The following is a 23,478-nucleotide window of genomic DNA, read 5'->3' as shown; positions in this document are numbered from 1 at the left end:
TGAGTCGGTCAAAGCAGTGAAACTTGCGGAGGGCGCCGGGACTTGGTCTCCCCGTTCCTACCCCACTCCTGTCCCAGGTATCTCCTGCCTGACCCATTGACAGCGCTTTCTCCGTGGCTCTAAGTTGCCGCGAAGTTACCGGTAAGAGCTCGAAAGTTTCGGTTCCGCCCCCCGCCTGAGAGGACCGAGCGTGAGCACCTCCACCAAGTCGGCCGCTCCGCCCCCCAGCGTCGAGGACCCACCGACCCCGACGCTCCGGCCGGCGCCGCGCGGCGGCTGGCGCCGAAGCCTGCGCCGGGACTGGCAGCTGTACTCGCTGGCCGTTCTGCCACTGCTGTTCTTCCTGGTCTTCCGCTATCTGCCGATGATCGGCAACGTGATCGCCTTCCGGCGCTTCGAGCCCGGCGGTTCGATGTTCGGCGAGGACTGGGTGGGCCTGCGCTATGTGCGCATGTTCCTCAGCGACCCGACCTTCTGGCAGGTGTTCCGCAACACCCTGTGGCTCGGCGGACTCACCCTCGTGTTCTGCTTCCCGATCCCGATCGTCCTCGCCCTCCTGCTGAACGAGGTCCGCCGACGTTCGCTGAAACGGTTCGTCCAGTCGGTGTCGTACCTCCCGCACTTCCTGTCGATCGTGATCGTCGCGGGCCTCACCCTCCAGATGCTCGCCACCGACGGCCCCGTCAACCACGCCCTCGGCTGGCTCGGCCACGACGAGGTCCGCTTCATCCAGGAACCCGGCTGGTTCCGCACGATCTACGTCGGCTCCGAGATCTGGCAGACCGCCGGCTGGGGCACGATCCTCTACCTCGCCGCGCTCACCACCATCGACGAGGACCTGTACGAGGCCGCGCGCATCGACGGCGCCAACCGCTGGCAGCAGATCTGGCACGTCACCCTGCCCGGCATCCGCCCCACCATGATCACGCTGCTGATCCTCAACATCGGCACCTTCATGGCGGTCGGCTTCGAGAAGGTCCTGCTGCTGTACAACCCGCTGACCTATCCGACCGCCGACGTGATCTCGACGTACGTGTACCGCACGGGTGTCGAGTCCAACAGCTTCAGCTACGCGGCCGCCATCGGGCTGTTCGAGGCGGTCATCGGCCTGGTCCTGATCACGTCCGCCAACACCCTCTCGCGCCGCACAGTGGGGACCAGCCTGTGGTGAAGCCGAGCCGTTCCTACCGGGTCTTCCAGGGCGTCAACGGGGTGATCCTCACCCTCGTCGTGGTCGTCACCCTGTACCCCTTCGTCAACATCGTCGCCCGGTCGTTCAGCGGGGAACGCCAGATCCGGGCCGGTGAAGTCACCCTGTGGCCCAAGGGGTTCAACCTCACCACCTACAAGATCGTGTTCCAGGACTCGATGTTCTGGCGCAACTACGGCAACACCGTCTTCTACACGCTCGTGTCGACCGCCGTGGCCATGGTCCTCACGACCTGTTACGCCTACGTGCTGTCCAAGAAGAACCTCAGGGGACGCGGAGTGCTCGTCGGCGTCGCCGTGTTCACGATGTTCTTCACCGGCGGCCTCATCCCCAACTACATCCTGGTCACCGAGCTCGGGCTGAAGAACAGCGTCTGGGCCATCGCGCTGCCCAACGCGATCAGCGTCTTCAACCTGCTGGTGATGAAGGCCTTCTTCGAGAGCCTGCCGAGCGAGCTGGAGGAGGCCGCGCAGATCGACGGCCTGAGCACCTACGGCATCCTGCTCAGGATCGTGCTGCCGCTGTCCAAGGCGGTCGTCGCGACCATGGTGCTCTTCTACACGGTGTCCTTCTGGAACTCGTGGTTCGGCGCGTTCCTCTACATGGACCGCTCCGACCTGATGCCGGTCACCGTCTATCTGCGCAACCTCATCGCGGGCGCCACCGGAGGCGGCAACGCGGGCGCCACCACGGCCGAGCTCAGCCAGGTCGGCGCGAGCATCCAGGCGGTCACGATCGTGCTCACCGCGCTGCCGATCATCAGTGTCTACCCCTTCGTCCAGCGCTACTTCGTCTCGGGCGTGATGCTCGGCGCGGTCAAGGGCTGATCCCAGCAACTCACCTACGGAACAAGGGAGTTCCCGTGCCAAACGCAGGAGAGCTGTCACGGCGTCAGATCCTGGCCGCGGCCGGCTTCGTCGGCCTCGCCACCCTCACCGGCTGCGGCAGCGGTGACGACGGAGGCGACTCCAAGGACCTGTCGAAGAAGCAGAACGGCGCGATGAAGGACTACCGCGCCGGACAGCAGTTCAAGGCGGCCAAGGCGCTGTCCTTCTCGATGCTGCACAACGACAACCCGGTCTACCCCCTCAAGAACAGCTGGCTGTTCTGGAAGGAGGTCACCAAGCGCACCGGGGTCACCATCAAGCCGCTCGACGTGCCGCTCGCCGACTACGAGAAGAAGCGCAGCGTCCTCATCGGCGCGGGCGACGCGCCCTTCATCATCCCGAAGACCTACCACCCCGGCGAGGTCGCCTTCGTGTCCTCGGGCGCGATCCTGCCGGTCAGCGAGTACGTCCACCTGATGCCCAACTTCCGCGACAAGGTGAAGAAGTGGAAGCTGGAGCCCGAGCTCGACTCCATCCGCCAGTCCGACGGCAAGTACTACCTGCTGCCCGGTCTGCACGAGCGGCCCAAGTCCGGCTACTCGCTGTCCTTCCGCACGGACGTCCTCGACCAGCACGGCCTCACCCTGCCCACGACCTGGGACGAGGTGTACGACGTCCTCAAGGCGCTCAAGGCGGAGTACCCGGACAAGTACCCGTGGACCGACCGCTGGAGCACCAACACCCCCTTCCCGTGCGGGGCGTTGTTCAGCTACCTGGGCCAGTCGTACGGCGTGAAGGCGGGCTGGACGTACGACAACATCAGCTTCGACACCAAGACGCAGAAGTTCGTCTTCACCGCGGCACAGGACGCGTACCGCGCGATGGTCGAGTTCCTGAGGAAGATGGTCGCCGAGAAGCTCCTCGACCCGGAGTCCTTCACCCAGCAGGACGACCAGGCCATCCAGAAGCTGCTGGCCGAGAAGTCCTACGTGATCAGCGCCAACCCGCAGGAGCTGGTGCAGAACTACCGCTACAACCTGGGCAAGCAGGTCAAGGGCTCGAAGATCGAGATGGTCCCGGTGCCGCTCGGCCCGGCGGGACCGATCCTGCTGAGCGGCATCCGACTGGAGAACGGCATCATGATCTCCAGCAAGGCCCTCAAGAGCGACACCTTCGTCGCGATGATGCAGTTCGTGGACTGGCTCTGGTACTCCGACGAGGGCCAGAAGTTCTGCAAGTGGGGCGTGAAGGGCGTCACTTACACCGAGTCCGGCGGCAAGTACACGCTGGAGCCCGGCATCTCCCTCATGGGCTCCGACCCGGACGCTCCCAAGGACCTCCAGAAGGACTTCGGCTTCTTCAACGGAGTGTTCACCTACGGCGGCAGCTGGGAGCTGGTCTCCTCCAACTTCAGCCCCGACGAGAGGAAATTCCAGGACGTCATGTCCCAGCGCAAGGAACTCCCCGTCGACTCGGCCCACCCGCTCCAGTCCTTCGAACAGGAACAGGCGACCCTCTGGGACACCCCGCTCAAGGACACCGCCATCCAGAACACCCTCCAGTTCGTGCTCGGCAAACGGCCGATGTCCGACTGGGACGCGCACCTCGCCGAGCTGAAGGCGAAGAACATGCAGCAGCTCGTCGATCTGCACAACAAGGCGTACGAACGGTTCAGGAAGGAGAACGGGTGACCCTCCGCGTCCCCGCCGAGCGGCACCGGCCGCGCCTGTCCGTGCCGGTGCCGGGCGCGCGGGAGGCGTTCGTGAGGGGGTCCGTGGTCGGCGAGGAGTACGGCAACGCCCGCACCGCCCGGCAGCGGATGAGCAGCCCGCCCTCACCTCGGCCGCACGAGACCGACGTACTCCAAGCGGCCGAGCCCGGCCGACGGCACCCGCGGCCCCCGGTCGAGGACGACCGCACCCAACCGGACCTGACGCCGGCCCGCCACGAGGTCACTCCGGTCGAGGTGAGCCTGATCGCGCACGAGACCCGGCCGCGGTCCGACGAGCACCGCCGGCTGGGAAGGGAGCCCCATTGAGCACCCCGGTCACCTGCCGGTGGGTCGCACCGTGTGTCGGGGAGGGAGCCCCGTCGAGCATCCCCGTCACCTTCCCGCGGTCCGACGAGCACCGCCTGCCCGGAGAGGAGCCCCGTTGAGCACCCCCGCCACCTTCGGTCAGGGTTCGCTCTCCCGGGCCGCCGCTCTCGTCCACACCCTCGTCACCGTCGAGGCGCTGCTGCTCCTCGCCGCCTCGCCGGGCCTGGCCGCGCTGTTCCTCGTCGGTCCCGATCCCGCGGGCCTCCCGCTCGCCGCCGTGTGCCTGCTGCCCCTCGGCCCGGCCGCGGCCGCCGCGCTGTACGCCCTCCACCACCGCGACCGCGACCTGACCGACCTGCGTCCGGCGCGGACCTACTGGCGGGGCTGGCGGCTCAACGCCGTACCCGCGCTGAAGCTGTGGACCCCGCTGCTGGCCTGGCTCACGGTCATCGCGTCCACGCTCACCCACTTCCCGGCCACCGGCCTGCCCGGCTGGTGGGCGGTGCTGCTCGCGGTCGTCGGCACCGGCTCCCTCCTGTGGGGCGCGCACGCGCTCGTCCTCACCGCTCTGTTCACCTTCCGGGCCCGGGACACCGCCCGCCTCGCCGCCTACTTCCTGCTCCGGCACGGCAGGGCCACCCTCGGCGCCGGCTCACTGCTCGTCCTGACCGCCGCCGGGACCGCCGTACTGACCGAGGCCCTGCCCGCGCTGCTCGCCGCCCCGCTGCTGCTGTCCCTGCTGCACAGCAGCCGCCCGGTGATCGCCGAGACCCAGGAGGACTTCACCGCATGACCCCGTCGAACTCCAAGATCCCCTACGGCGGCGACTACAACCCCGAACAGTGGCCGGAGGAGGTCTGGGACGACGACCACCGGCTGTTCACCCGGGCCGGCATCGACACCCTCACCGTCGGCGTCTTCTCCTGGTCCCTCACCCAACCCGCCGAGGACACCTACGACTTCACGGTCCTCGACCGCGTCCTCGACCGGGCGGCGGCCGAGGGCCGACAGGTGTGCCTCGCGACCGGGACGGCCGCCCTGCCGCCCTGGCTCGCGAAGAGGTACCCCGAGGTGAACCGCACCGACTTCGAGGGCCGCCGCCATCGCCACGGCCAGCGCCACAACTTCTGCCCCAGCTCACCGGCGTACCGCCGACTCGCCACGGCGATGGCGGCACGGCTGGCCGAACGGTACGCGGACCACCCGGCGTTGCTCGCCTGGCACATCAACAACGAGTACGGCGGGGCCTGTTACTGCGAGCTGTGCGCCGACGCCTTCCGGGACTGGCTGCGCGACAAGTACGCGACCCTCGACGCCCTCAACGACGCCTGGTGGACGACGTTCTGGTCGCACCGCTACACCGACTTCGCCGAGGTCGAGCCGCCGAGCGCCCTCACCGAGCACTGGCGGGGCCCCGACCACACCGCCTTCCAGGGCATCACGCTCGACTACTTCCGCTTCACCACCGACGCCCTGCTCGGCTGCTTCCTGGCCGAGAAGGAGGTGATCCGCGCCCACGACCCGGTCACGCCCGTCACGACCAACTTCATGGGCATGTTTCGCCCCCTCGACTACCACCGCTGGGCACCCCACCTCGACTTCGCGTCCTGGGACAGCTACCCGCCCCTGGACGCCCCGCCGACCTGGGCGGCCCTGGCCCACGACCTGATGCGCGGCCTCAAGGACGGCGCCCCCTTCTGGCTGATGGAGCAGACCCCTTCCACGACGGCCTGCCGGGACGTCAACCCCCTGCGCAGACCGGGGGAGTTGCGCCTGGCGACCTACCAGGCCATCGCCCACGGCGCGGACGCGGCCCTCTACTTCCAGCTGCGCGCCTCCCGCGGAGCCTGCGAGAAGTACCACGGGGCGGTCATCGGTCACGCGGGCCGTGACGACACCCGGGTCTTCCGGGAAGTGGCCGCGCTGGGCGAGGAGTTGGCGCTGCTCGGCGACGCCTCCCTCGGCGCCCGCACCCCGGCCCGCACCGCGCTGATCTTCGACTGGGACAGCTGGTGGGCCCTGGAGATATCCGACGGCCCCTCCCGCCTGGTCAAGTACCAGGAGGTGGTGCACGCCTACTACCGGGCCGCCCGGGAGGCCGGCGCCGACGTGGACGTCGTCCCGCACACCACCGACCTCACCCCCTACGACGTGGTCCTCGCCCCCGCCCTGCACATGGTCAAGGGCGATCTCGCGGCCCGCCTGGAAGCGGTGGCGGAGCACGGCGGCACGGTCCTGGCCACCTTCCTCTCCGGGCGCGTCGACGAACACGACCGCGCCTTCCTCGCCGACGTCCCCGGCCCGCTCGCCCCCCTCATGGGCATCCGCGTCGACGAATGGGACGCACGGCAAGCGGAGTTCACCCAACCGATCCCCGAACTCGACTCACAGGCACGCCTCGTCTTCGAGCTCGTCCAACTGACGGGCGCCGAGGCGGTCGCCGGCTACGGCACGGACTTCTACGCGGGGACGCCCGCGGTGACCCGTCACCGCTACGGGCAGGGCGAGGGCTGGTACGTCGCCACCGCCCTCGACCAGCCCGGTGTGGACCAGGTCGTCCGCCGGGTCCTGTCCCGCCACGACCTCATCGGCCCCTACGCCGACCACGAGGGGCTGGAGACGGCGACCCGCGTCGCCCCCGACGGCACCCGACTCCTCTTCCTCCTCAACCACACAGACGCAGCAACCGAGTTGACGGCTCACGCCACGGCGACCGATCTTCTCACCGGGAAGCAGACCGAGGCCGGCGCCCCGCTCGTCCTCGACCCGCGAGGTGTCGCCGTGCTCCGGCTTCAGTAGATGACCCGCCCCCGCGCGTCCGGCACCCCCGACTTCCGGAAGAAGTAGCTGTTGACCTGATCGCGCCACTCCCGGGCACTCCGGAGCTGCTCCTCGAACCGCTCCGTCACCCGCGCGTGACGCGCCGGGTCCACGAGCCGAGCCAGCGAGGCCCACACCTCCCGGGCCGCCTCCACCTCCGCCACGCCCTCGAAGTGTGTGTCGTAGATGTGCTGGATCACCGTCTTGCCGCTCTTCAGCATGTGCCCGTACGACACGTGGTGGAAGAACAGCAGCAGCTCGTCCGGGCAGGTCTCCGGCGACTCGTACACCTCGGCCCACGGCTTGGCGTACTGCCCCGCGAACCCCGTCCCGCTCGCCACGCTCCGATCCACACCCACGCCGTCGCGGTCGGCGAAGTGGTAGGTGCCCCACGGGCTGTACTCGTAGCCGTCGACACCCGGCCCGTAGTGGTGCCCCGGCTGGACCATGAACCCCACACCGAGGGGAGCGGTGTACTTCTCGTACGTCCGCCACGAACCGTCCAGGACGGAGCGCAGGCCCGCCGCGGGACCCGGCCCGTAGCTCAGCCGGATCCAGTCATCGAGGACGGCATACGGATCGGCACCCGGCTCCCAGGCCAGCCGGCCGAACGTGTACAGGTTCGCCTGGGCCAGTGGATGCCCCGTCCAGAACGGGTCGTCCCCGACGTTGGACACGGCGACGAGCCCACCCCGTGCCGACGCGCCCACGGAGGAGCCCTCGGCGATCCCGAACCGCAGCACCTCGCTCCACATCGGCCCCAGCCAGCACACATGCCGCTGTTGACCGGTGTACTCCTGCGTCACCTGGAGCTCCACCGCGAGCCGGGTCCCCGGCATCGCCCCGATCAGCGGTGAGACCGGCTCCCGCACCTGGAAGTCCATCGGCCCGTGCTTGACCTGGAGGACGGCGTTGTCCGCGAACTCCCCGTCCAGCGGCACGAAATGGTCGTACGCGGCCCGCGCCCGGTCCGTCGTGCGGTCCCGCCAGTCCTGGTGGTGGTCGTAGACGAAGGCCCGCCAGTGGACCGTGCCGCCGTGCGGGGCGAGGGCGGCGGCGAGCATGTTCGCGCCGTCCGCATGACTGCGCCCGTACGCGAACGGCCCCGGCTGCCCCTCCGAGTCCGCCTTCACGACGAACCCGCCGAAGTCCGGGATCCGCGAGTAGACCCGCGCGGCCGCGTCGGCCCACCACGCGCGCACCTCGGCGTCGAGGGGGTCGGCCGTCTCCAGCCCACCCAGCACGACCGGCGCGGCGAAGGTCACCGACAGATGCGTGCGGATGCCGTACGGCCGCAACGCGCCCGCGATGTCGGCCACTTCCTCAAGACGGTCGGTCAGCAGCCGGGCCTCGACGGCGTGCACGTTGACGTTGTTCACCGCCACCGCGTTGATCCCGCAGGCCGCCAGCAGCCTGCCGTACGCCCGCACCCGCTCCAGGTCCCCGCGAGCCCGCCCGTCCTCCCAGAACAGCGACCCGCCCGCGTACCCCCGCTCCACCTGGCCCATGACCGGGTGCACGGCCACGTTGTCCCAGTGGTCGAGCATCCGCAGCGCCAACGCGGGCCGGTGCTCCTGGAGTTCGGCCTCTTCGAGGAAGGCGGCCTCCCCGAGCCGTACGACGTGGAAGAGGCCGTACAGCAAGCCGCGCGCGCCGGTCGCCGTGACGGTCGTACAACCGTCACGGCGACCGTACGTGAACGCCTCGCCGGCGTCGTCGCCGGTCAGCTCCAGCACGAGGTCGGGTTCGTCCTGGACGACCACGCCCCCGAACCGCGCACAGGCCCGGGCCACCTCCCCGCGGACCGTGTCCACCAGCGGACCCGAGCCGCGGATCAGGGTCCGCCGGGTGCCGATCGGCCGGAACGCCTCGTCCGGCAGCCAGGCCGGATCGACACCCTGCATGGGACCCCCAACGCCGTTGCTCAGGCGAGCAGTTCGACCTCCGACACGACCGCCTCGCCGTCGAGCACCAGACGGTACTTCCCGTACGTACCCGGAGACCTCACGGTGAACGCCCGTGTCTGCCGGTCCCATGCGAACGACTCCGCGGACCGCCGGTCGAGGGTCTTCCACGTGGTGCCGTCGGCCGAGCCCTGGAGCGTCCAGCCGGTCGGCGCCTTGGTGTGGTCCGACGACGAGGTCACCGTGTACTGGACGCCCTTGACCTCGCCGGACACCGGAAGGTCGACCGAGGTCACGGCCGCGTCCGTCGCCGAGGTGTTGTCGAACAGCGCCCCGTCACCGGAGAGCACGTCCGCACGCGGTGTCGGCACCTGGTCGTCCTGGGTGATCGACACCGGGGCCGCGTTCCTCCCCGTGCCCCACTTCGACGGCTTCGGGCCCATGGCGAAGTCCAGGACGGCACCCTTGGACAGCACCGAGTGGGGGAGCGAAGTCGACGTCCACGGCTTGCCGTTGACCTTCAGACCCTGCACGTACACGTTCCGCGCGCTGTTCTCGGGCGCCCTGACCACCAGGTCCCGGCCGTTCTCCAGATGCACGGTCGCCTTGGTGAACAGCGGGGAGCCGACGGCGTATTCGCCGCTGCCCATCACCAGCGGGTAGAAGCCCAGCGCCGAGAACAGGTACCAGGCCGACTGCTCGCCGTTGTCCTCGTCACCGTGGTAGCCCTGCCCGATCTCGCTGCCGACGTACAGCCGGGACAGCACCTCGCGGACGTTCTTCTGCGTCTTCCAGGGCTGACCGGCCGCGTCGTACATGTAGGTGACGTGGTGAGCGACCTGGTTGGAATGGCCGTACATGCCCATCCGGACGTCCCGCGCCTCCGTCATCTCATGGATGACACCGCCGTACGAGCCGACGAAGTCCGGCGAGGCCGTTTCGGGTGTCGCGAAGTACTGGTCCAGCTTCTCGGCCAGCCCGGAGCGCCCGCCGTACAGGTTGGCGAGCCCCCGGCTGTCCTGCGGGGCGGTGAAGGCGTATCCCCAGCCGTTGGTCTCGGTGTAGTCGTAGCCCCACACGCGAGGGTCGTAACTCGACGAATCCACCCGCCACTTGCCGTCGGCGTCGCGGCCCTGGAAGAAGCCCGCCCTCGCGTCGAAGAGGTTCACGTAGTCCTGGGCCCGGTTGAGGAAGTACTCCGACTCCTCCTTGTAGCGCTTCTCTCCCGTCTTCGCGTACAGCGCCCGGCCCATCCGCGCGATGCCGTAGTCGTTGAGGTAGCCCTCCAGCGCCCAGGACAGGCCCTCGTGGGTGTCGGTGCTGGTGTAGCCGAGGAACGGCGAGGTCGTCATGCCCTTGCGGCCCACACCGGAGGACGGGGGCGCGACCGTGGCGTTCTTCAGGGCCGCGTCGTACGCCGACTTCGCGTCGAAGTCCACGCCCTTGACGTATGCGTCCGCGAACGCCACGTCCGAGGAGGTGCCGGTCATCAGGTCCGCGTAGCCGGGGGAGGACCAGCGGGAGGTCCAGCCGCCGTCCTTGTACTGCTGCACGAACCCGTCGACCATCTCGCCCGCCTGAGAGGGCGTCAGCAGCGAGTACGCCGGCCAGGTCGTCCGATAGGTGTCCCAGAAGCCGTTGTTGACGTACACCTTGCCGTCCACGATCTTCGCCCCGGTGTGCGTCGGGGTGTCGGGGGACGGCATAGGGGAGAACGGCGAGGCGTACTGGTACTTCGAACCCACCTTCTCGAAGCCGGAGTTGGGGTACAGGTACAGCCGGTACAGGCTGGAGTACAGCGTGGTCAGCTGGTCCTGGGTGGCGCCCTCCACCTCGACCTTGCCGAGGAGCCGGTCCCAGGCGCGCTGGGCGGCCCCCTTCACGTCGTCGAAGGACGTGCCGTCCGGGATCTCCTGGCGCAGGTTGTCCTTGGCCTGGTCGAGGCTGATGAGGGAGGTGGCGATGCGCAGGGTGACGGTCCGGTCGTTGAACCGCAGGTAGCCCTTGACCCCGCTGGACGCCCCGTCCACCACCGGCTTGTCGAACACGCCGTACACGAACAGCCGGGTCGCTCCCGCCGACAGCCCGGACTTCACGTCCGAGTAGCCGGTGAAGGTCCCGCTCTCCTTGTCGAGCGTGAGCCCCGCCTGGTCCGTCACGTTGTCGAAGAGGACGCTCGCGTCGTCGCCCGGGTAGCTGAACCGGAGCACCGCCGCGTGGTCCGTCGGCGCCATCTCCGCCGTCAGCCCGTTCTCGAACCGCACCCCGTAGTAGTACGGCCGCGCGGTCTCGTTCTCGTGCCGGAACGCCAGCTCCCGCGCCTCCCGTCCGAGGTCCGGGGTCCCGGCGGCGGCCGACGGCATCACCTGGAACGTCTGCCGGTCGCCCATCCACGGGCTCGGCTCGTGGCTCGCGCTGAACGCCTGGATCGTCGGCAGGTTGTCCTCGTTGTTCGCGCGTGCGTAGTCGTAGAGCCAGCTCAGCGAGGACGCGTTGGTCACCGGCGTCCAGAAGTTGAAGCCGTGCGGCACGGCCGTCGCCGGGAAGTTGTTGCCGCGCGAGAAGCCACCGCTGGAGTTGGTGCCGCGGGTGGTGAGCGCGTAGTCCGACAGATGCGCCTTCGGCTTCTCCGGCGCGGCCCGCTCCAGCGTCACGTCGTCCAGCCAGCCCCGGAACTTCGCGGGCCCGCCGGGGGAGTCGTAGGCGACCAGGATCCGGTCGACGGTCTTCCCGGCCGCGACCGACCCGATCCGCGCGACCACGTTGTTCCACTGGTTGACGTACAGCGCCTTCGAGGCGCCCTGCCCCTGCGGCGAGAGCGTGAATCCGTGCTGGTCACGCGCCCCGAGCCGGCTCAGGAAGGTGCCGTCGGTGAAGGCCAGGTCCACCGAGACGTCGGTCGAGTCGTAGTCCCGGTCGCCGTCCACCATCGACGGGTAGATCCGGTACGACAGCCGGGTGAGCCGGTCGACCGCCACGTTCACGTCGAAGATCTTGTTGTACGAGTACGCCCGCCCCTCGGCCGTGTGCCGTCCGGCGTAACGCAGGGCCTTCTTTCCGGTGAATCCGGCGGCCGCCTTCGCGGTGGGCGATCCGGTCGGGCTGCGGTCGACGAGGGAGAGCATGTCCGGGGGCACCGGCCCCTCGTTCCCGCCCGTGGAGAGCTGGAGGTCGGCGAGCTGGAGGATCCCGGAGGCGCCGTTGTTCTTCGTGATCTCCAGCCGGAAGTGCTGGTATTCGGCCGGATCCGCGATGTCGTACGACTGCGTCCGGAACCGTTCGGCGAAGGTCTCACCCGAGCGGGTGTCGAGGGTCTTCCAGTCCTTGCCGTCCGTGGATCCCTTGAGAATCCAGTCCCTCGGGTCGCGCTCGGCGAAGTCGTTGGCCGAGGTCAGCGCGTAGGTGACCGCCTTCACCGGCTTGTCCAGGTCGAACTCCGCCCAGCCGGTGGACGCGAAGGCCAGCCACTTGGTGCCCGGCTCGCTGTCGGCGAGGTTCTCCTTCACCTCGCCGCCGGAGGCGTTCTCGGCGCTCGCCCGGACGTCCGTGACCCGGTCGGTGACATTGCCGGGGATGCCGGTGCGGTAGCCACCGTCGACGCCGGAGGCCCGGCCGCCGTCGACGGTGCTGATCCAGTCGGGGGCCGGCTCGCCCGCCTCGAAGGAGGAGCGGAACTCCTGGTCGGCCGGGGCGGGGGCGGCGGGCAGGGCGACGGCCGCGCCCTGGGAGCCGACCGTCACGCAGAAGGCGGCCGTGATCACGACCGCCGTACTCCGTCTGAGCCGAGTTCTGTACCGAGCCATGGGCGAGTACCCTCCCTGCACAAGGATGGACAACGTTGTCAGGCAATCCGTGCAAGGATCAGTAGGGGCCCAAGTGGACAGTGATGTCAAGGGCGTTGGCTGTGGCATTCGAGGCCTATGTCGCGGATTTTTCCGGCAAGCTTCGCACAGGGCGCTCATATTTCCGCGAGGTCTCAACTCGAAAACACCCACGGCCAACCTTGCATTCGATCTTGCTCCGTCGGCGGGAAGTGGACTATACCTGTCGGCGATTCACCCCACTCGCACGAACCTCTTGCACGAACCTGCTTGACCTGACCGCGGTGCCGGGGAGGATCCGGTTCACCGCCTGAGTCCTGGAGAAGGCGAGGACTTGAGCATGGGATCCACTTCCGCAGACAGCCACGGTGACGAAGGTGTCGGCCGCCGCGATCTGATCAAGCGTTCCGCGGCGCTCGGACTGGCCGCCGTCCCCGCGACCGGTTTTCTGTCCGCCTGCGCCAGCGGCGGAGGCGACGAATCGAGCGACGACAACACCAAGGGCACCACCTCGAAGGACAACCCCTTCGGAGCGGCCAAGGGCAGCAAGCTCGACGTCGTGATCTTCAAGGGCGGCTACGGCGACGACTACGCCAAGGCGTGGGAGGCCGACTTCCAGAAGAAGCTCGGGATCACCTCCACGCACACCGGCACCCAGGAGATCACCGGAAAGCTCCAGCCGCGCTTCAACGCGGGCAACCCGCCGGACATCGTCGACGACTCCGGCGCCCAGCAGATCAAGGTCGACGTCCTCTACAAGAACGGGCAGCTGCTCGACCTCGCCGAGGTCCTGGACGCGCCCGCCATCGACGACCCGAGCAAGAAGGTCCGCGACCTCATCATCCCGGGGACCCTCGACGCCGGTCTCCAGGGCGGCAAGATCGTCGCCCTCAACTACATCTACACCGTCTGGGGTCTGTGGTACTCCGGCAAGCTCTTCAAGGAGAAGGGCTGGGAGGAGCCCAAGACCTGGGACGACTTCCTCGCCGTCTGCCAGGACGCCAAGAAGCAGGGCATCGGGGGCCTCGCCCACCAGGGCAAGTACCCGTACTACATCAACGTCGCCATCATGGACCTGATCGCCAAGAAGGGCGGTCTGGACGCCATGAAGGCGATCGACAACCTCGACCCCAAGGCCTTCGTCGGCTCCGAGGCGGCCCAGGCCGGTGTCGAGGCGATCTACGAGGTGGTCGAGAAGGGCCTGTTGATGCCCGGCACCAACGGCCTGACCCACACCGAGTCCCAGACCCGCTGGAACCAGTACAAGGCCGCCTTCATCACCTGCGGCTCCTGGCTGGAGAACGAGCAGCTCAAGCAGACCCCGGCGGACTTCGACATGAAGTTCATGCCGATGCCGCTGCTGCCCGACAGCGCGCTGCCCTTCGAGGCGATCCGGGCCGGCTCCGGCGAGCCCTTCATCATCCCTGCGAAGGCCAAGAACCTGCCGGGCGCCAAGGAGTTCATGCGCCGCATGCTCTCCAAGGAGTGGTCGACCCTCTTCGCCAAGGAGGCCAACTCCCTCACCATCCTCAAGGACGGCGTCGACCCCAGCGTGAAGCTGCGCCCGGGCACCCAGTCCACCGTCGAGGCGTCCAAGGCGGCCGGCGACGACACCTTCCGTTACCTGTACACCGAGTGGTACAGCGAGATGGGAGCGGCGATCGAGGCCGCGTCCAACGAGCTGATGGCCAAGCGCATCCAGCCGAAGGAGTGGCTCAAGCGGGCCCAGGCCGCGGTCGACAAGCAGGCCAAGGACCCGGCCTCCAAGAAGAACCACCGGGACTGACCGCAACGCCGTTTCCCGGGCCGGAGAGATCCGGCCCGGGAAAGGACACCAGGGGCAGGAATCGCCAATGCGCAAAGGGCAGTACAGGTTCGTCGCGGGATTTCTCTTCGCTCCCGTGGCGCTCTACCTGATCTTCGTGATCTGGCCGTACCTCCAGACGTTCGGCTATTCGCTGACCGACTGGAAAGGGCAGTCGCAGACGTTCAAGTTCGTCGGTCTGGACAACTACAAGGCGCTGTTCCAGGACGACGTCTTCATGCAGGCCATCTGGCACAACATCCTGTTCCTGATCTTCATCCCGGTGATCACCATTCTGCTCGCCCTGTTCTTCGCGTTCATGCTGAACGCGGGCGGGCGCAGCAAAGCCGGCGGAGTGCGGGGAGTCGCCGGATCGCAGGTCTACAAGGTCGTCTACTTCTTTCCCCAGGTGCTGTCGCTGGCGATCGTCGCCGTACTGTTCAACGCGGTGTACCGCAGTGACGGCGGAGGTCTTCTCAACGGATTCCTGATCAAACTCGGCCTGGTCGACGCCGAGAATCCGATGGAATGGCTCAACGAGCCCAACCTGGTGCTGTGGATGCTGGTCATCGCCGTGGTGTGGCACGGCGTCGGCTTCTACCTGGTGCTGTTCTCGGCCGCCATGCAGTCCATCCCGAAGGACATCTACGAGGCCGCGCTCATCGACGGCGCGGGCCGCAACCAGTCCTTCTTCCGCATCACCCTGCCGCTGCTGTGGGACACCGTGCAGACCGCCTGGGTCTATCTGGGCATCGTCGCGATGGACATGTTCGTGCTGGTGTCGTCGATGACCCAGAACATGGGTGCCTACGGAGGCGGCCCCGACCATCACAGCGACGTGATGTCGACGGTGATGATGCGCAACTTCCAGTACTTCGGCAAGAGCGGATACGCCTGCGCGATGGGCGTCGTCATGCTGCTGCTCACCCTGGTCCTGTCCGTGGTCATGCTGCGTGCCACCCGCCGCGACCGCGTCGAGTTCTGAGCGGGAGAGATACGACGATGAGCGCACCCATCAAGGAGACCGCCGCCGTCCCGGCCCAGCGGACCACGGACACGGCCCCGGTCCGCCCGGGCAGCGAGCGCAGCGAGGGCGTCGTCCTGAACGCCTTCTCGCACGGCTTCCTGGCGCTGTGGGCCCTGCTGATCGTGCTGCCACTGCTGTGGCTGGTGCTCAGCTCCTTCAAGACCGACGCCCAGATCGGCGGTTCGGCCTTCGGCTGGCCGCAGAACTGGTCCCTGGACGTCTTCGGACGGGCCTGGGACAAGGGCATCGGCGACTACTTCCTGAACACCGTCATCGTGCTGGTCTTCTCGGTGCCGCTGACGATGCTGCTCGGCTCCATGGCCGCCTACGTCCTGGCCCGCTACCAGTTCTGGGGCAACAGGTTCCTGTACTTCTTCTTCGTCGCGGGCGCGATGTTCCCGGTGTTCCTGGCCCTGGTCCCGCTGTTTTTCATGGTGAAGCGGCTGGACATGCTGAACACCTACCAGGGGCTGATCCTGGTGTACGTCGCCTACTCGATGCCGTTCACGGTGTTCTTCATGCACGCGTTCTTCCGGACGCTGCCCACCGCCGTCTTCGAGGCCGCGGTCCTCGACGGGGCCTCGCACACCCGGACCTTCTTCCAGGTGATGCTGCCGATGGCGAAGCCGGGGCTGATCAGCGTCGGCATCTTCAACACGCTCGGCCAGTGGAACCAGTTCATCCTGCCCACGGTGCTGATGCAGCCGCAGAGCGGCGACGATCCGGAGCGCTATGTGCTCACCCAGGGCCTGATCCAGCTCCAGCAGCAGATGGGATACGCCTCTGACCTTCCGGTGCTCTTCGCCGGGGTGACCATCGCCATGATCCCCATGCTGGTGGTGTACCTGTCCTTCCAGCGCCAGGTGCAGGCGGGACTGACTTCGGCGACCTTGAAGTAGCGCTCCGCGAGCGCGCGCGGGCACACCGTCGTCGGTTCCGGTGACGGTGCGCCGACGTGTGCGCTACACCCCGGATACTGTTCAACCTCTTGACGGGAGGCGACCCGAACGGCTCAGCTTAGAGTTCACTAGTTGGACATAGACGGGGCCTCATCGCTGCGGTCCCGCGCGCAGGAGGTCGTCGTGGAGACTCCGGGGTCGCAGTCGTCGCTGCACCGAGCCAACCTGGAGCGGGTCGTACGTGCCGTCCGGCTGGCCGGGTCGCTCACGCAGGCGGAGATCGCGCGGACCACGGGGCTGTCCGCCGCGACCGTCTCCAACATCGTCCGCGAGCTCAAGGACGGCGGAACCGTCGAGGTCACGCCCACGTCGGCGGGTGGCCGGCGGGCGCGCGCGGTCTCGCTGAGCGGGGACGCCGGCATCGTCATAGGGGTGGACTTCGGGCACACCCATCTGCGCGTCGCGGTCGGGAACCTCGCCCACCAGGTGCTGGCCGAGGAGTCCGAGCCGCTGGACGTGGACGCCTCCTCCACGCAGGGCTTCGACCGGGCGGAACAGCTGGTCACCCGGCTGATCGAGGCGACCGGCGTGGACCGTACGAAGATCGCCGGGGTGGGTCTCGGCGTGCCCGGACCCATCGATCTGGAGTCGGGTTCGCTGGGCTCCTCCGCCATCCTGCCGGGCTGGATCGGCACCAAGCCCGCGGAGGAGCTCCAGGGCCGTCTGGGCGTACCGGTGCACGTGGACAACGACGCCAACCTCGGGGCCCTCGGTGAGCTGGTGTGGGGCAGTGGCCGGGGGGTCAGGGACCTGGCGTACATCAAGGTCGCGAGCGGTGTGGGCGCCGGACTGGTGATCAGCGGCAAGATCTACCGTGGCCCGGGTGGCACAGCGGGAGAAATCGGGCATATTACTCTTGATGAGTCCGGCCCCGTCTGCCGTTGCGGCAACCGCGGCTGCCTGGAGACCTTCGCGGCGGCGCGCTATGTGCTCCCGCTCCTCCAGTCCAGTCACGGCACCGACCTGACCATGGAAGGCGTTGTCCGACTCGCACGGGACGGAGACCCTGGCTGCCGTCGGGTGATCGCCGACGTCGGCCGACACATCGGCAGTGGAGTCGCCAATCTCTGCAACTTGCTGAACCCGAGCCGAGTGGTCCTGGGCGGTGATCTCGCCGAGGCCGGTGAGCTGGTGCTCGGGCCCATCCGGGAGTCTGTCGGCCGCTATGCGATCCCCAGTGCGGCCCGCCAACTGTCCGTGCTTCCAGGGGCACTTGGCGGGCGCGCGGAGGTGCTCGGAGCACTCGCCCTCGCCCTGAGCGAGATGGGTGATTCGACCCTTTTGGACAGCACGCTGCATGCAGCGGCACCTGCCTTCACTTAGAGAACGCAGGACGCCGTTGCCATCTCGTTAAGTATTTACTTCTTGACGTCGCACGTGTGGCCGAGTTGACTTCCAGCCACCTCGGCCGCAACGACGCGGCCTCGTCAGGGAGGTTTCTCAAGTGAACACGCTCATGCGTCGTGTGGCCGTATCCGTCGCGATCTCGGCGCTCGCCGTCTCCGCCGCGGCCTGTGGCAAGGCCGGCGACGACGACAACGGCAGCGACAGCAGCAGCTCGGGTGCCGGCGGCAAGTCGATCGGCCTGCTCCTGCCCGACAACGTCACCGCGCGGTACGAGAAGTTCGACATGCCGTACTTCAAGGCCAAGGTCAAGGAGCTGTGCAGCGACTGCGACGTCTCCTACGCCAACGCCGCGGCCGACCCGGCCAAGCAGGCTCAGCAGATGAGCAGCATGGTCACCAAGGGCGTCAAGGTCATCGTGGTCTCCGCCCAGGACTCCGCCGCCATCAAGTCCTCCATCGCCTCCGCGGTGAGCAAGGGCGTCAAGGTCGTCGCGTACGACCGTCTGGCCCAGGGCCCGGTCTCCGCGTACGTCTCCTTCGACAACGTCAAGGTCGGCGAGCTCCAGGGCCAGGCCCTGCTCGACGCCCTCGGCTCCAAGGCGACCCCCAAGGCCAACGTCGTCATGATCAACGGTGACGACGCCGACCCGAACGCCGCGCAGTTCAAGGAAGGCGCGCACAAGGTCCTCGACGGCAAGGTCAAGATCGCCTACGAGCAGTCGGGCCTGTGGAAGGACACCGTCGCCGCGCAGAAGATGTCGGCCGCCATCACCCAGCTGGGCGCCAAGAACATCGCGGGCGTCTACGCCGCCAACGACGGCATGGCCGGTGGTATCGCCAACACCCTCAAGGGTGCGGGCATCAGCAACATCCCGCTGACCGGTCAGGACGCCGAGCTCGCCGCCATCCAGCGGATCGTCGCCGGCACCCAGTCCGCCACGGTCTACAAGGCCTACAAGCCGGAGGCCGACACCGCCGCCGAGCTCGCGGTCAACCTCCTCCAGGGCAAGGACATCAAGTCCCTGGCCGACACCGAGGTCACCAGCGGCTCCGGCGACAAGGTCCAGGCGAAGCTGCTGACCCCCGTCTCCGTGACCGTCAAGAACATCAAGGACACGGTCGTCAAGGACGGCCTCTACACCGTCGCCCAGATCTGCACCGCGGACTACGCCGCCGCGTGCAAGAAGGCCGGCCTCCAGTAAGAGCCGCCCGAGCCCCCGGGGCGAGTCCCGCAGCGGACCAGCCCCGAGGGCAGGCACAGAGCCTGTCCGGTGCCCGCACCGCCTTCATACCCCGCTGCGGGGCGGGCACCGGACGGAAGCATGGCGGACGCAGCCGTTGCCAAAGGGCACCGGCCGCGCGCATGTTCGACTTGTAAATCAGTGCTTACGGCGCAACTCGTCCCACGAGTGCTGAAAGCACAACCCTCCGCGCCTTACCCCAAGCGCGGCATCCCCGCCGGTCAGGCGGCGAAGGAGATGGTTCACGTGTCCGCTACGCCCGTGCTGGCGTTGCGCGGAGTCTCCAAGCGATTCGGTGCGGTCCAGGCCCTCACCGATGTCGAACTGGAGGTCCACGCCGGAGAAGTGGTCGCCCTGGTCGGCGACAACGGCGCCGGAAAGTCCACGCTGGTCAAGACGATCGCCGGCGTGCATCCCATCGATGAGGGCGTCATCGAATGGGACGGCAAGCCGGTCAGCATCAACAAGCCGCACGACGCCCAGGGACTCGGCGTCGCGACGGTCTACCAGGACCTCGCGCTGTGCGACAACCTCGACGTGGTCGGCAACCTGTACCTCGGACGCGAGCTGCTGCGCCGCGGCGTCATCGACGAGGTCACGATGGAGAAGAACTCGCGTGAACTGCTGAACACGCTCTCCATCCGCATCCCGAGCGTCCGCATCCCGATCGCGAGCCTCTCCGGCGGTCAGCGTCAGGTCGTCGCCATCGCGCGCGCCCTGATCGGCGACCCCAAGGTCGTGATCCTGGACGAGCCCACCGCCGCTCTCGGCGTCGAGCAGACCGCGCAGGTCCTCGACCTGGTCGAGCGGCTGCGCGAGCGCAACCTCGCCGTGATCCTCATCAGCCACAACATGGCCGACGTGAAGGCGGTCGCCGACACCGTCGCCGTGCTGCGCCTGGGCAAGAACAACGGCTCCTTCTCGGTGAAGGACACCAGTCAGGAAGAAATCATCTCCGCGATCACGGGTGCCACGGACAACGCCGTCACCCGTCGTGCGGGACGTCGCAACGCGGAGGCGGCAAAGTGAGCGACACGTCGAAGGTTTCCAAGGCGGAGACGGAGGGCCAGACCACGGTCGCGCCCGCCGACGACCCCACCGCCGCGCCGGTCTCGGTCGTCGACCCCCGGCTGCTGGTCCGCGAAGAGGGCTTCAAGGGCTACTGGACCGAGTTCACCCGCAAGGTCAAGGGCGGTGAGCTCGGCTCGCTGCCGGTGGTTGTCGGCCTGATCGTCATCTGGGCGATCTTCCAGTTCAAGAACGACCGCTTCCTGAGCGCCGACAACCTCTCCAACATCAGCTACTACCTCTCGGCCACCGGCATGATCGCCATCGGCCTGGTGTTCGTGCTGCTGCTCGGCGAGATCGACCTGTCGGTCGGTTCCGTCAGCGGCCTGGCCTCCACGCTGTTCGCGGTGTGGGTCGTGAACCACGGCATGAACGTCTGGCTGGCTCTCGTCCTGGCGATCATCACCGGCATCGCCATCGGCGCGCTGCACGGCTGGTTCTTCGCCAAGATCGGGGTACCGGCGTTCGTCGTCACCCTGGCGGGTCTGCTCGGCTGGAACGGTCTGATGCTGTGGCTGCTGGGCTCCAGCGGCACCATCAACATCCCGTCCGACTCGGGTCCGATCCACCTGTTCGGCCAGAGCTCGTTCTTCATGGACCAGGCCATCGTCGGCGCCTACCTGCTGGCCGGCCTCGCCGTCGTGCTGACCCTCGTCGGCAACTTCAACGAGCAGCGGCGCCGCAAGGCCGCGGGCGTGCCCTTCCGGCCGACCGGCGAGATCCTGGTGCGCGTCGGCGCGCTCGCCATCGCGTCCTTCGTGGCCGCCGCCGTGCTGAACAACGCCTCGGGTGTCTCCAACTCGCTGGTGATCTTCCTGGCGGCGCTGGTGGTCGTCGACTTCGTGCTCCGCCGCACCACGTACGGCCGTCAGGTCTTCGCGGTGGGCGGCGGCATCGAGGCCGCGCGCCGTGCCGGTATCAGCGTGCCGATGATCCGGATCACCGTCTTCGCCATCTCCGGCGGTTTCGCCGCGATCGGCGGTATGTTCTTCGCCGGCCAGACCGCGAGCGCCACCCTCAGCGCCGGCGGCGGCAACACCCTGATGCTGGCCATCGCGGCGGCCGTCATCGGCGGTACGAGCCTCTTCGGCGGCCGCGGTTCGGTGTGGTCCGCCCTCCTGGGCATGCTGGTCATCCAGTCCATCACGACCGGTCTCGACCTGCTGAACATGAACGCCTCGATCCAGTACATGATCACCGGTGGCGTGCTGCTCGGCGCGGTCGTCATCGACTCCGTCTCGCGCAGGTCCCAGAAGGCCTCGGGTCGCGGATGACGTCGTAGGACCCCCCTCGGGGGAAGATCAACTTGCCCGGCACCCAAAAGGTGCCGGGCAAGTTCGTTGTCGGAGAACATTAGACTCGACACGCCCGGCAAAGCTCGATCAGCTCTACTGCAAGGAGGCACGGGTGCCGCTGCTGACCCGTATCAGGGGACCGCGCGATCTGGACCGGCTCAGCCTTGAGGAGCTGGACCAGCTGGCGGAGGAGATCAGGAGCTTCCTCGTCGGCGCCGTTTCCAAGACCGGTGGGCACCTGGGGCCCAACCTCGGTGTGGTCGAGCTGACCATCGCGCTGCACCGCGTCTTCGACTCGCCCAAGGACCGGGTGCTCTTCGACACAGGGCACCAGTCCTATGTGCACAAGCTGCTCACCGGCCGCCACGACTTCTCGAAGCTGCGCTCCAAGGGCGGCCTGTCCGGCTACCCCTCGCGTGCCGAGTCCGAGCACGACGTGATCGAGAACAGCCACGCCTCGACCGTCCTCGGCTGGGCCGACGGGCTCGCGAAAGCCAACCAGGTGCTCAAACGGGACGACCACGTGGTCGCCGTCATCGGTGACGGTGCCCTCACCGGCGGCATGGCCTGGGAGGCGCTGAACAACATCGCCGACGCCAAGGACCGCCCGCTCGTCATCGTCGTCAACGACAACGAGCGCTCCTACGCGCCGACCATCGGCGGCCTCGCCAACCACCTCGCGACCCTGCGCACCACCGACGGCTACGAGCGCTTCCTGGCCCGCGGCAAGGACCTCCTGGAGCGCACCCCGGTCGTCGGCCGCCCCCTCTACGAGACCCTGCACGGCGCCAAGAAGGGCCTCAAGGACTTCATCGCGCCCCAGGGCATGTTCGAGGACCTCGGCCTGAAGTACGTCGGCCCCATCGACGGCCACGACATCGAGGCGCTGGAGTCGGCGTTGGCCCGCGCCAAGCGGTTCGGCGGCCCGGTGATCGTGCACTGCCTCACCGAGAAGGGCCGCGGCTACGAGCCCGCCGAGCAGGACGAGGCGGACCGCTTCCACGGCATCGGCCCGATCCACCCCGACACCGGCCTGCCCATCAAGGCCGCCGCCGCCAGCTGGACCTCCGTCTTCGGCGACGAGATGGTCAAGCTCGGGCAGGAGCGCGAGGACATCGTCGCCATCACCGCGGCCATGCTCCAGCCGGTCGGCCTGAAGAAGTTCGCGGACACCTTCCCGGACCGCATCTACGACGTCGGCATCGCCGAGCAGCACGCGGCCGTCTCCGCGGCGGGCCTCGCGACCGGCGGACTGCACCCCGTCTTCGCCGTCTACGCCACCTTCCTCAACCGCGCCTTCGACCAGGTCCTCATGGACGTCGCCCTGCACAAGTGCGGGGTGACCTTCGTCCTCGACCGGGCCGGCGTCACCGGCGACGACGGCGCCTCCCACAACGGCATGTGGGACATGTCGATGCTCCAGGTCGTCCCGACCCTGCGGCTCGCCGCCCCGCGCGACGCCGAGCAGCTGCGCGCCCAGCTCCGCGAGGCCGTCCAGGTCGAGGACGCGCCGACCGTGCTGCGCTACTCCAAGGGCGTCGTCGGCCCCGCCGTACCCGCCGTGGGCACCGTCGGCGGCATGGACGTCCTGCGCGAGCCCGGCACCGACACGCCCGACGTGCTCCTCGTCTCCGTCGGCGCCCTCGCCCCGATGTGCCTGGAGATCGCCGGCCTGCTCGACCAGCAGGGCATCTCCACCACCGTCGTCGACCCGCGCTGGGTCAAGCCCGTCGACGAGGCCATGGCCCCGCTCGCCGAGCGGCACCGCGTGGTCGTCACCGTCGAGGACAACTCCCGCGTCGGCGGCGTCGGCTCGGCGATCGCCCAGGCCCTGCGTGACGCGGGCGTGGACGTCCCGCTGCGCGACTTCGGCATCCCGCCGCGCTTCCTCGACCACGCCTCCCGCGCCGAGATCATGGCGGAGATCGGGCTCACCGCGCCCGACATCGCCCGCCAGGTCACCGGCCTGGTCTCCAAGCTGGACGGCCGCTACGACAGCACCCCGGCCGAGGTGGAGCCCGCCCGCGACTGACGTGGCTCGCCCGTACGGGCCGGTCACACCACTCTTGACAGTGGTGTGACCGGCCCATTCGCGTGAATCGGCCCGTGCCGGGGCAT

16 protein-coding genes are annotated in these 23,478 nt (G+C 68.3%); 14 read left to right on the top strand and 2 right to left on the bottom strand.

Going from position 1 to position 23,478, the window contains the following annotated elements:
- Window positions 1-190: 190 nt before the first annotated feature.
- The 6 genes from OHN19_RS10095 (at window position 191) to OHN19_RS10070 (ending at window position 6,874) form a co-directional block, all read left to right on the top strand.
- Complete coding sequence (locus OHN19_RS10095; RefSeq protein ID WP_330263863.1) at window positions 191-1,171, top strand: ABC transporter permease; 981 nt, start codon at window positions 191-193, stop codon at window positions 1,169-1,171.
- Window positions 1,165-2,037 carry a carbohydrate ABC transporter permease gene (locus OHN19_RS10090; RefSeq protein ID WP_330263862.1) on the top strand — a complete coding sequence of 291 codons (873 nt, stop codon included), beginning with the start codon at window positions 1,165-1,167 and terminating at the stop codon, window positions 2,035-2,037. Before OHN19_RS10095 ends, OHN19_RS10090 begins: the two co-directional genes overlap by 7 nt.
- Before the next feature lie 35 nt (window positions 2,038-2,072).
- Window positions 2,073-3,728: an extracellular solute-binding protein gene (locus tag OHN19_RS10085; RefSeq protein ID WP_330263861.1), complete on the top strand. Its 1,656-nt coding sequence runs from the start codon at window positions 2,073-2,075 to the stop codon at window positions 3,726-3,728.
- Complete coding sequence (locus OHN19_RS10080; RefSeq protein ID WP_330263860.1) at window positions 3,725-4,075, top strand: hypothetical protein; 351 nt, start codon at window positions 3,725-3,727, stop codon at window positions 4,073-4,075. The genes OHN19_RS10085 and OHN19_RS10080 overlap by 4 nt, the downstream gene beginning before the upstream one ends.
- Window positions 4,076-4,190: 115 nt before the next feature.
- The gene (locus OHN19_RS10075; RefSeq protein WP_330263859.1) at window positions 4,191-4,868 is read left to right on the top strand and encodes a hypothetical protein; all 678 of its coding nucleotides are present in this window, start codon (window positions 4,191-4,193) and stop codon (window positions 4,866-4,868) included.
- Window positions 4,865-6,874, top strand: coding sequence for a beta-galactosidase (locus OHN19_RS10070; protein ID WP_330263858.1), 2,010 nt, complete (start codon window positions 4,865-4,867; stop codon window positions 6,872-6,874). Before OHN19_RS10075 ends, OHN19_RS10070 begins: the two co-directional genes overlap by 4 nt.
- Here OHN19_RS10070 and OHN19_RS10065 read toward each other — a convergent pair.
- On the bottom strand, window positions 6,868-8,799 hold the full coding sequence (locus tag OHN19_RS10065) for an alpha-glucuronidase (protein WP_330263857.1): 1,932 nt from the start codon (window positions 8,797-8,799) through the stop codon (window positions 6,868-6,870). The two genes, OHN19_RS10070 and OHN19_RS10065, sit on opposite strands and share 7 nt — an antisense overlap.
- A 20-nt stretch (window positions 8,800-8,819) precedes the next feature.
- The gene (locus OHN19_RS10060) at window positions 8,820-12,539 is read right to left on the bottom strand and encodes a GH92 family glycosyl hydrolase (protein ID WP_330269575.1); all 3,720 of its coding nucleotides are present in this window, start codon (window positions 12,537-12,539) and stop codon (window positions 8,820-8,822) included.
- Between the two features lie 421 nt (window positions 12,540-12,960).
- Between OHN19_RS10060 and ngcE the strand changes: the two genes are divergently transcribed.
- The 8 genes from ngcE to dxs all read left to right on the top strand — a co-directional run bounded on the left by ngcE (window position 12,961) and on the right by dxs (window position 23,392).
- Window positions 12,961-14,406 (top strand): N-acetylglucosamine/diacetylchitobiose ABC transporter substrate-binding protein, encoded by a 1,446-nt coding sequence (gene ngcE, locus OHN19_RS10055; RefSeq protein WP_330263856.1) that lies wholly within the window; start codon window positions 12,961-12,963, stop codon window positions 14,404-14,406.
- A 67-nt stretch (window positions 14,407-14,473) separates the two neighbouring features.
- The gene (locus tag OHN19_RS10050; RefSeq protein ID WP_330263855.1) at window positions 14,474-15,409 is read left to right on the top strand and encodes a sugar ABC transporter permease; all 936 of its coding nucleotides are present in this window, start codon (window positions 14,474-14,476) and stop codon (window positions 15,407-15,409) included.
- 17 nt (window positions 15,410-15,426) lie between these two features.
- Entirely contained in the window at window positions 15,427-16,350 is a 924-nt protein-coding gene (locus OHN19_RS10045) for a carbohydrate ABC transporter permease (RefSeq protein ID WP_330263854.1), read from the top strand.
- 183 nt (window positions 16,351-16,533) lie between these two features.
- Entirely contained in the window at window positions 16,534-17,733 is a 1,200-nt protein-coding gene (locus OHN19_RS10040) for an ROK family transcriptional regulator (RefSeq protein ID WP_330269574.1), read from the top strand.
- Between the two features lie 133 nt (window positions 17,734-17,866).
- Complete coding sequence (locus OHN19_RS10035; protein ID WP_330269573.1) at window positions 17,867-18,958, top strand: sugar ABC transporter substrate-binding protein; 1,092 nt, start codon at window positions 17,867-17,869, stop codon at window positions 18,956-18,958.
- A 276-nt stretch (window positions 18,959-19,234) separates the two neighbouring features.
- A complete protein-coding gene (locus OHN19_RS10030) occupies window positions 19,235-20,026 on the top strand; it encodes an ATP-binding cassette domain-containing protein (RefSeq protein ID WP_030313847.1) in 792 nt (263 codons plus the stop codon).
- Window positions 20,023-21,339 carry a sugar ABC transporter permease gene (locus OHN19_RS10025; protein ID WP_330263853.1) on the top strand — a complete coding sequence of 439 codons (1,317 nt, stop codon included), beginning with the start codon at window positions 20,023-20,025 and terminating at the stop codon, window positions 21,337-21,339. Before OHN19_RS10030 ends, OHN19_RS10025 begins: the two co-directional genes overlap by 4 nt.
- 133 nt (window positions 21,340-21,472) lie before the next feature.
- Entirely contained in the window at window positions 21,473-23,392 is a 1,920-nt protein-coding gene (gene dxs / locus OHN19_RS10020) for a 1-deoxy-D-xylulose-5-phosphate synthase (RefSeq protein ID WP_330263852.1), read from the top strand.
- Window positions 23,393-23,478: the final 86 nt, after the last annotated feature.

It is taken from the genome of Streptomyces griseorubiginosus, from assembly GCF_036345115.1.
GTDB lineage: Bacteria > Actinomycetota > Actinomycetes > Streptomycetales > Streptomycetaceae > Streptomyces > Streptomyces griseorubiginosus_C.
The sequence above is the reverse complement of the archived record's forward strand: the minus strand, read 5'-3'. Positions and strand labels throughout refer to the sequence as shown.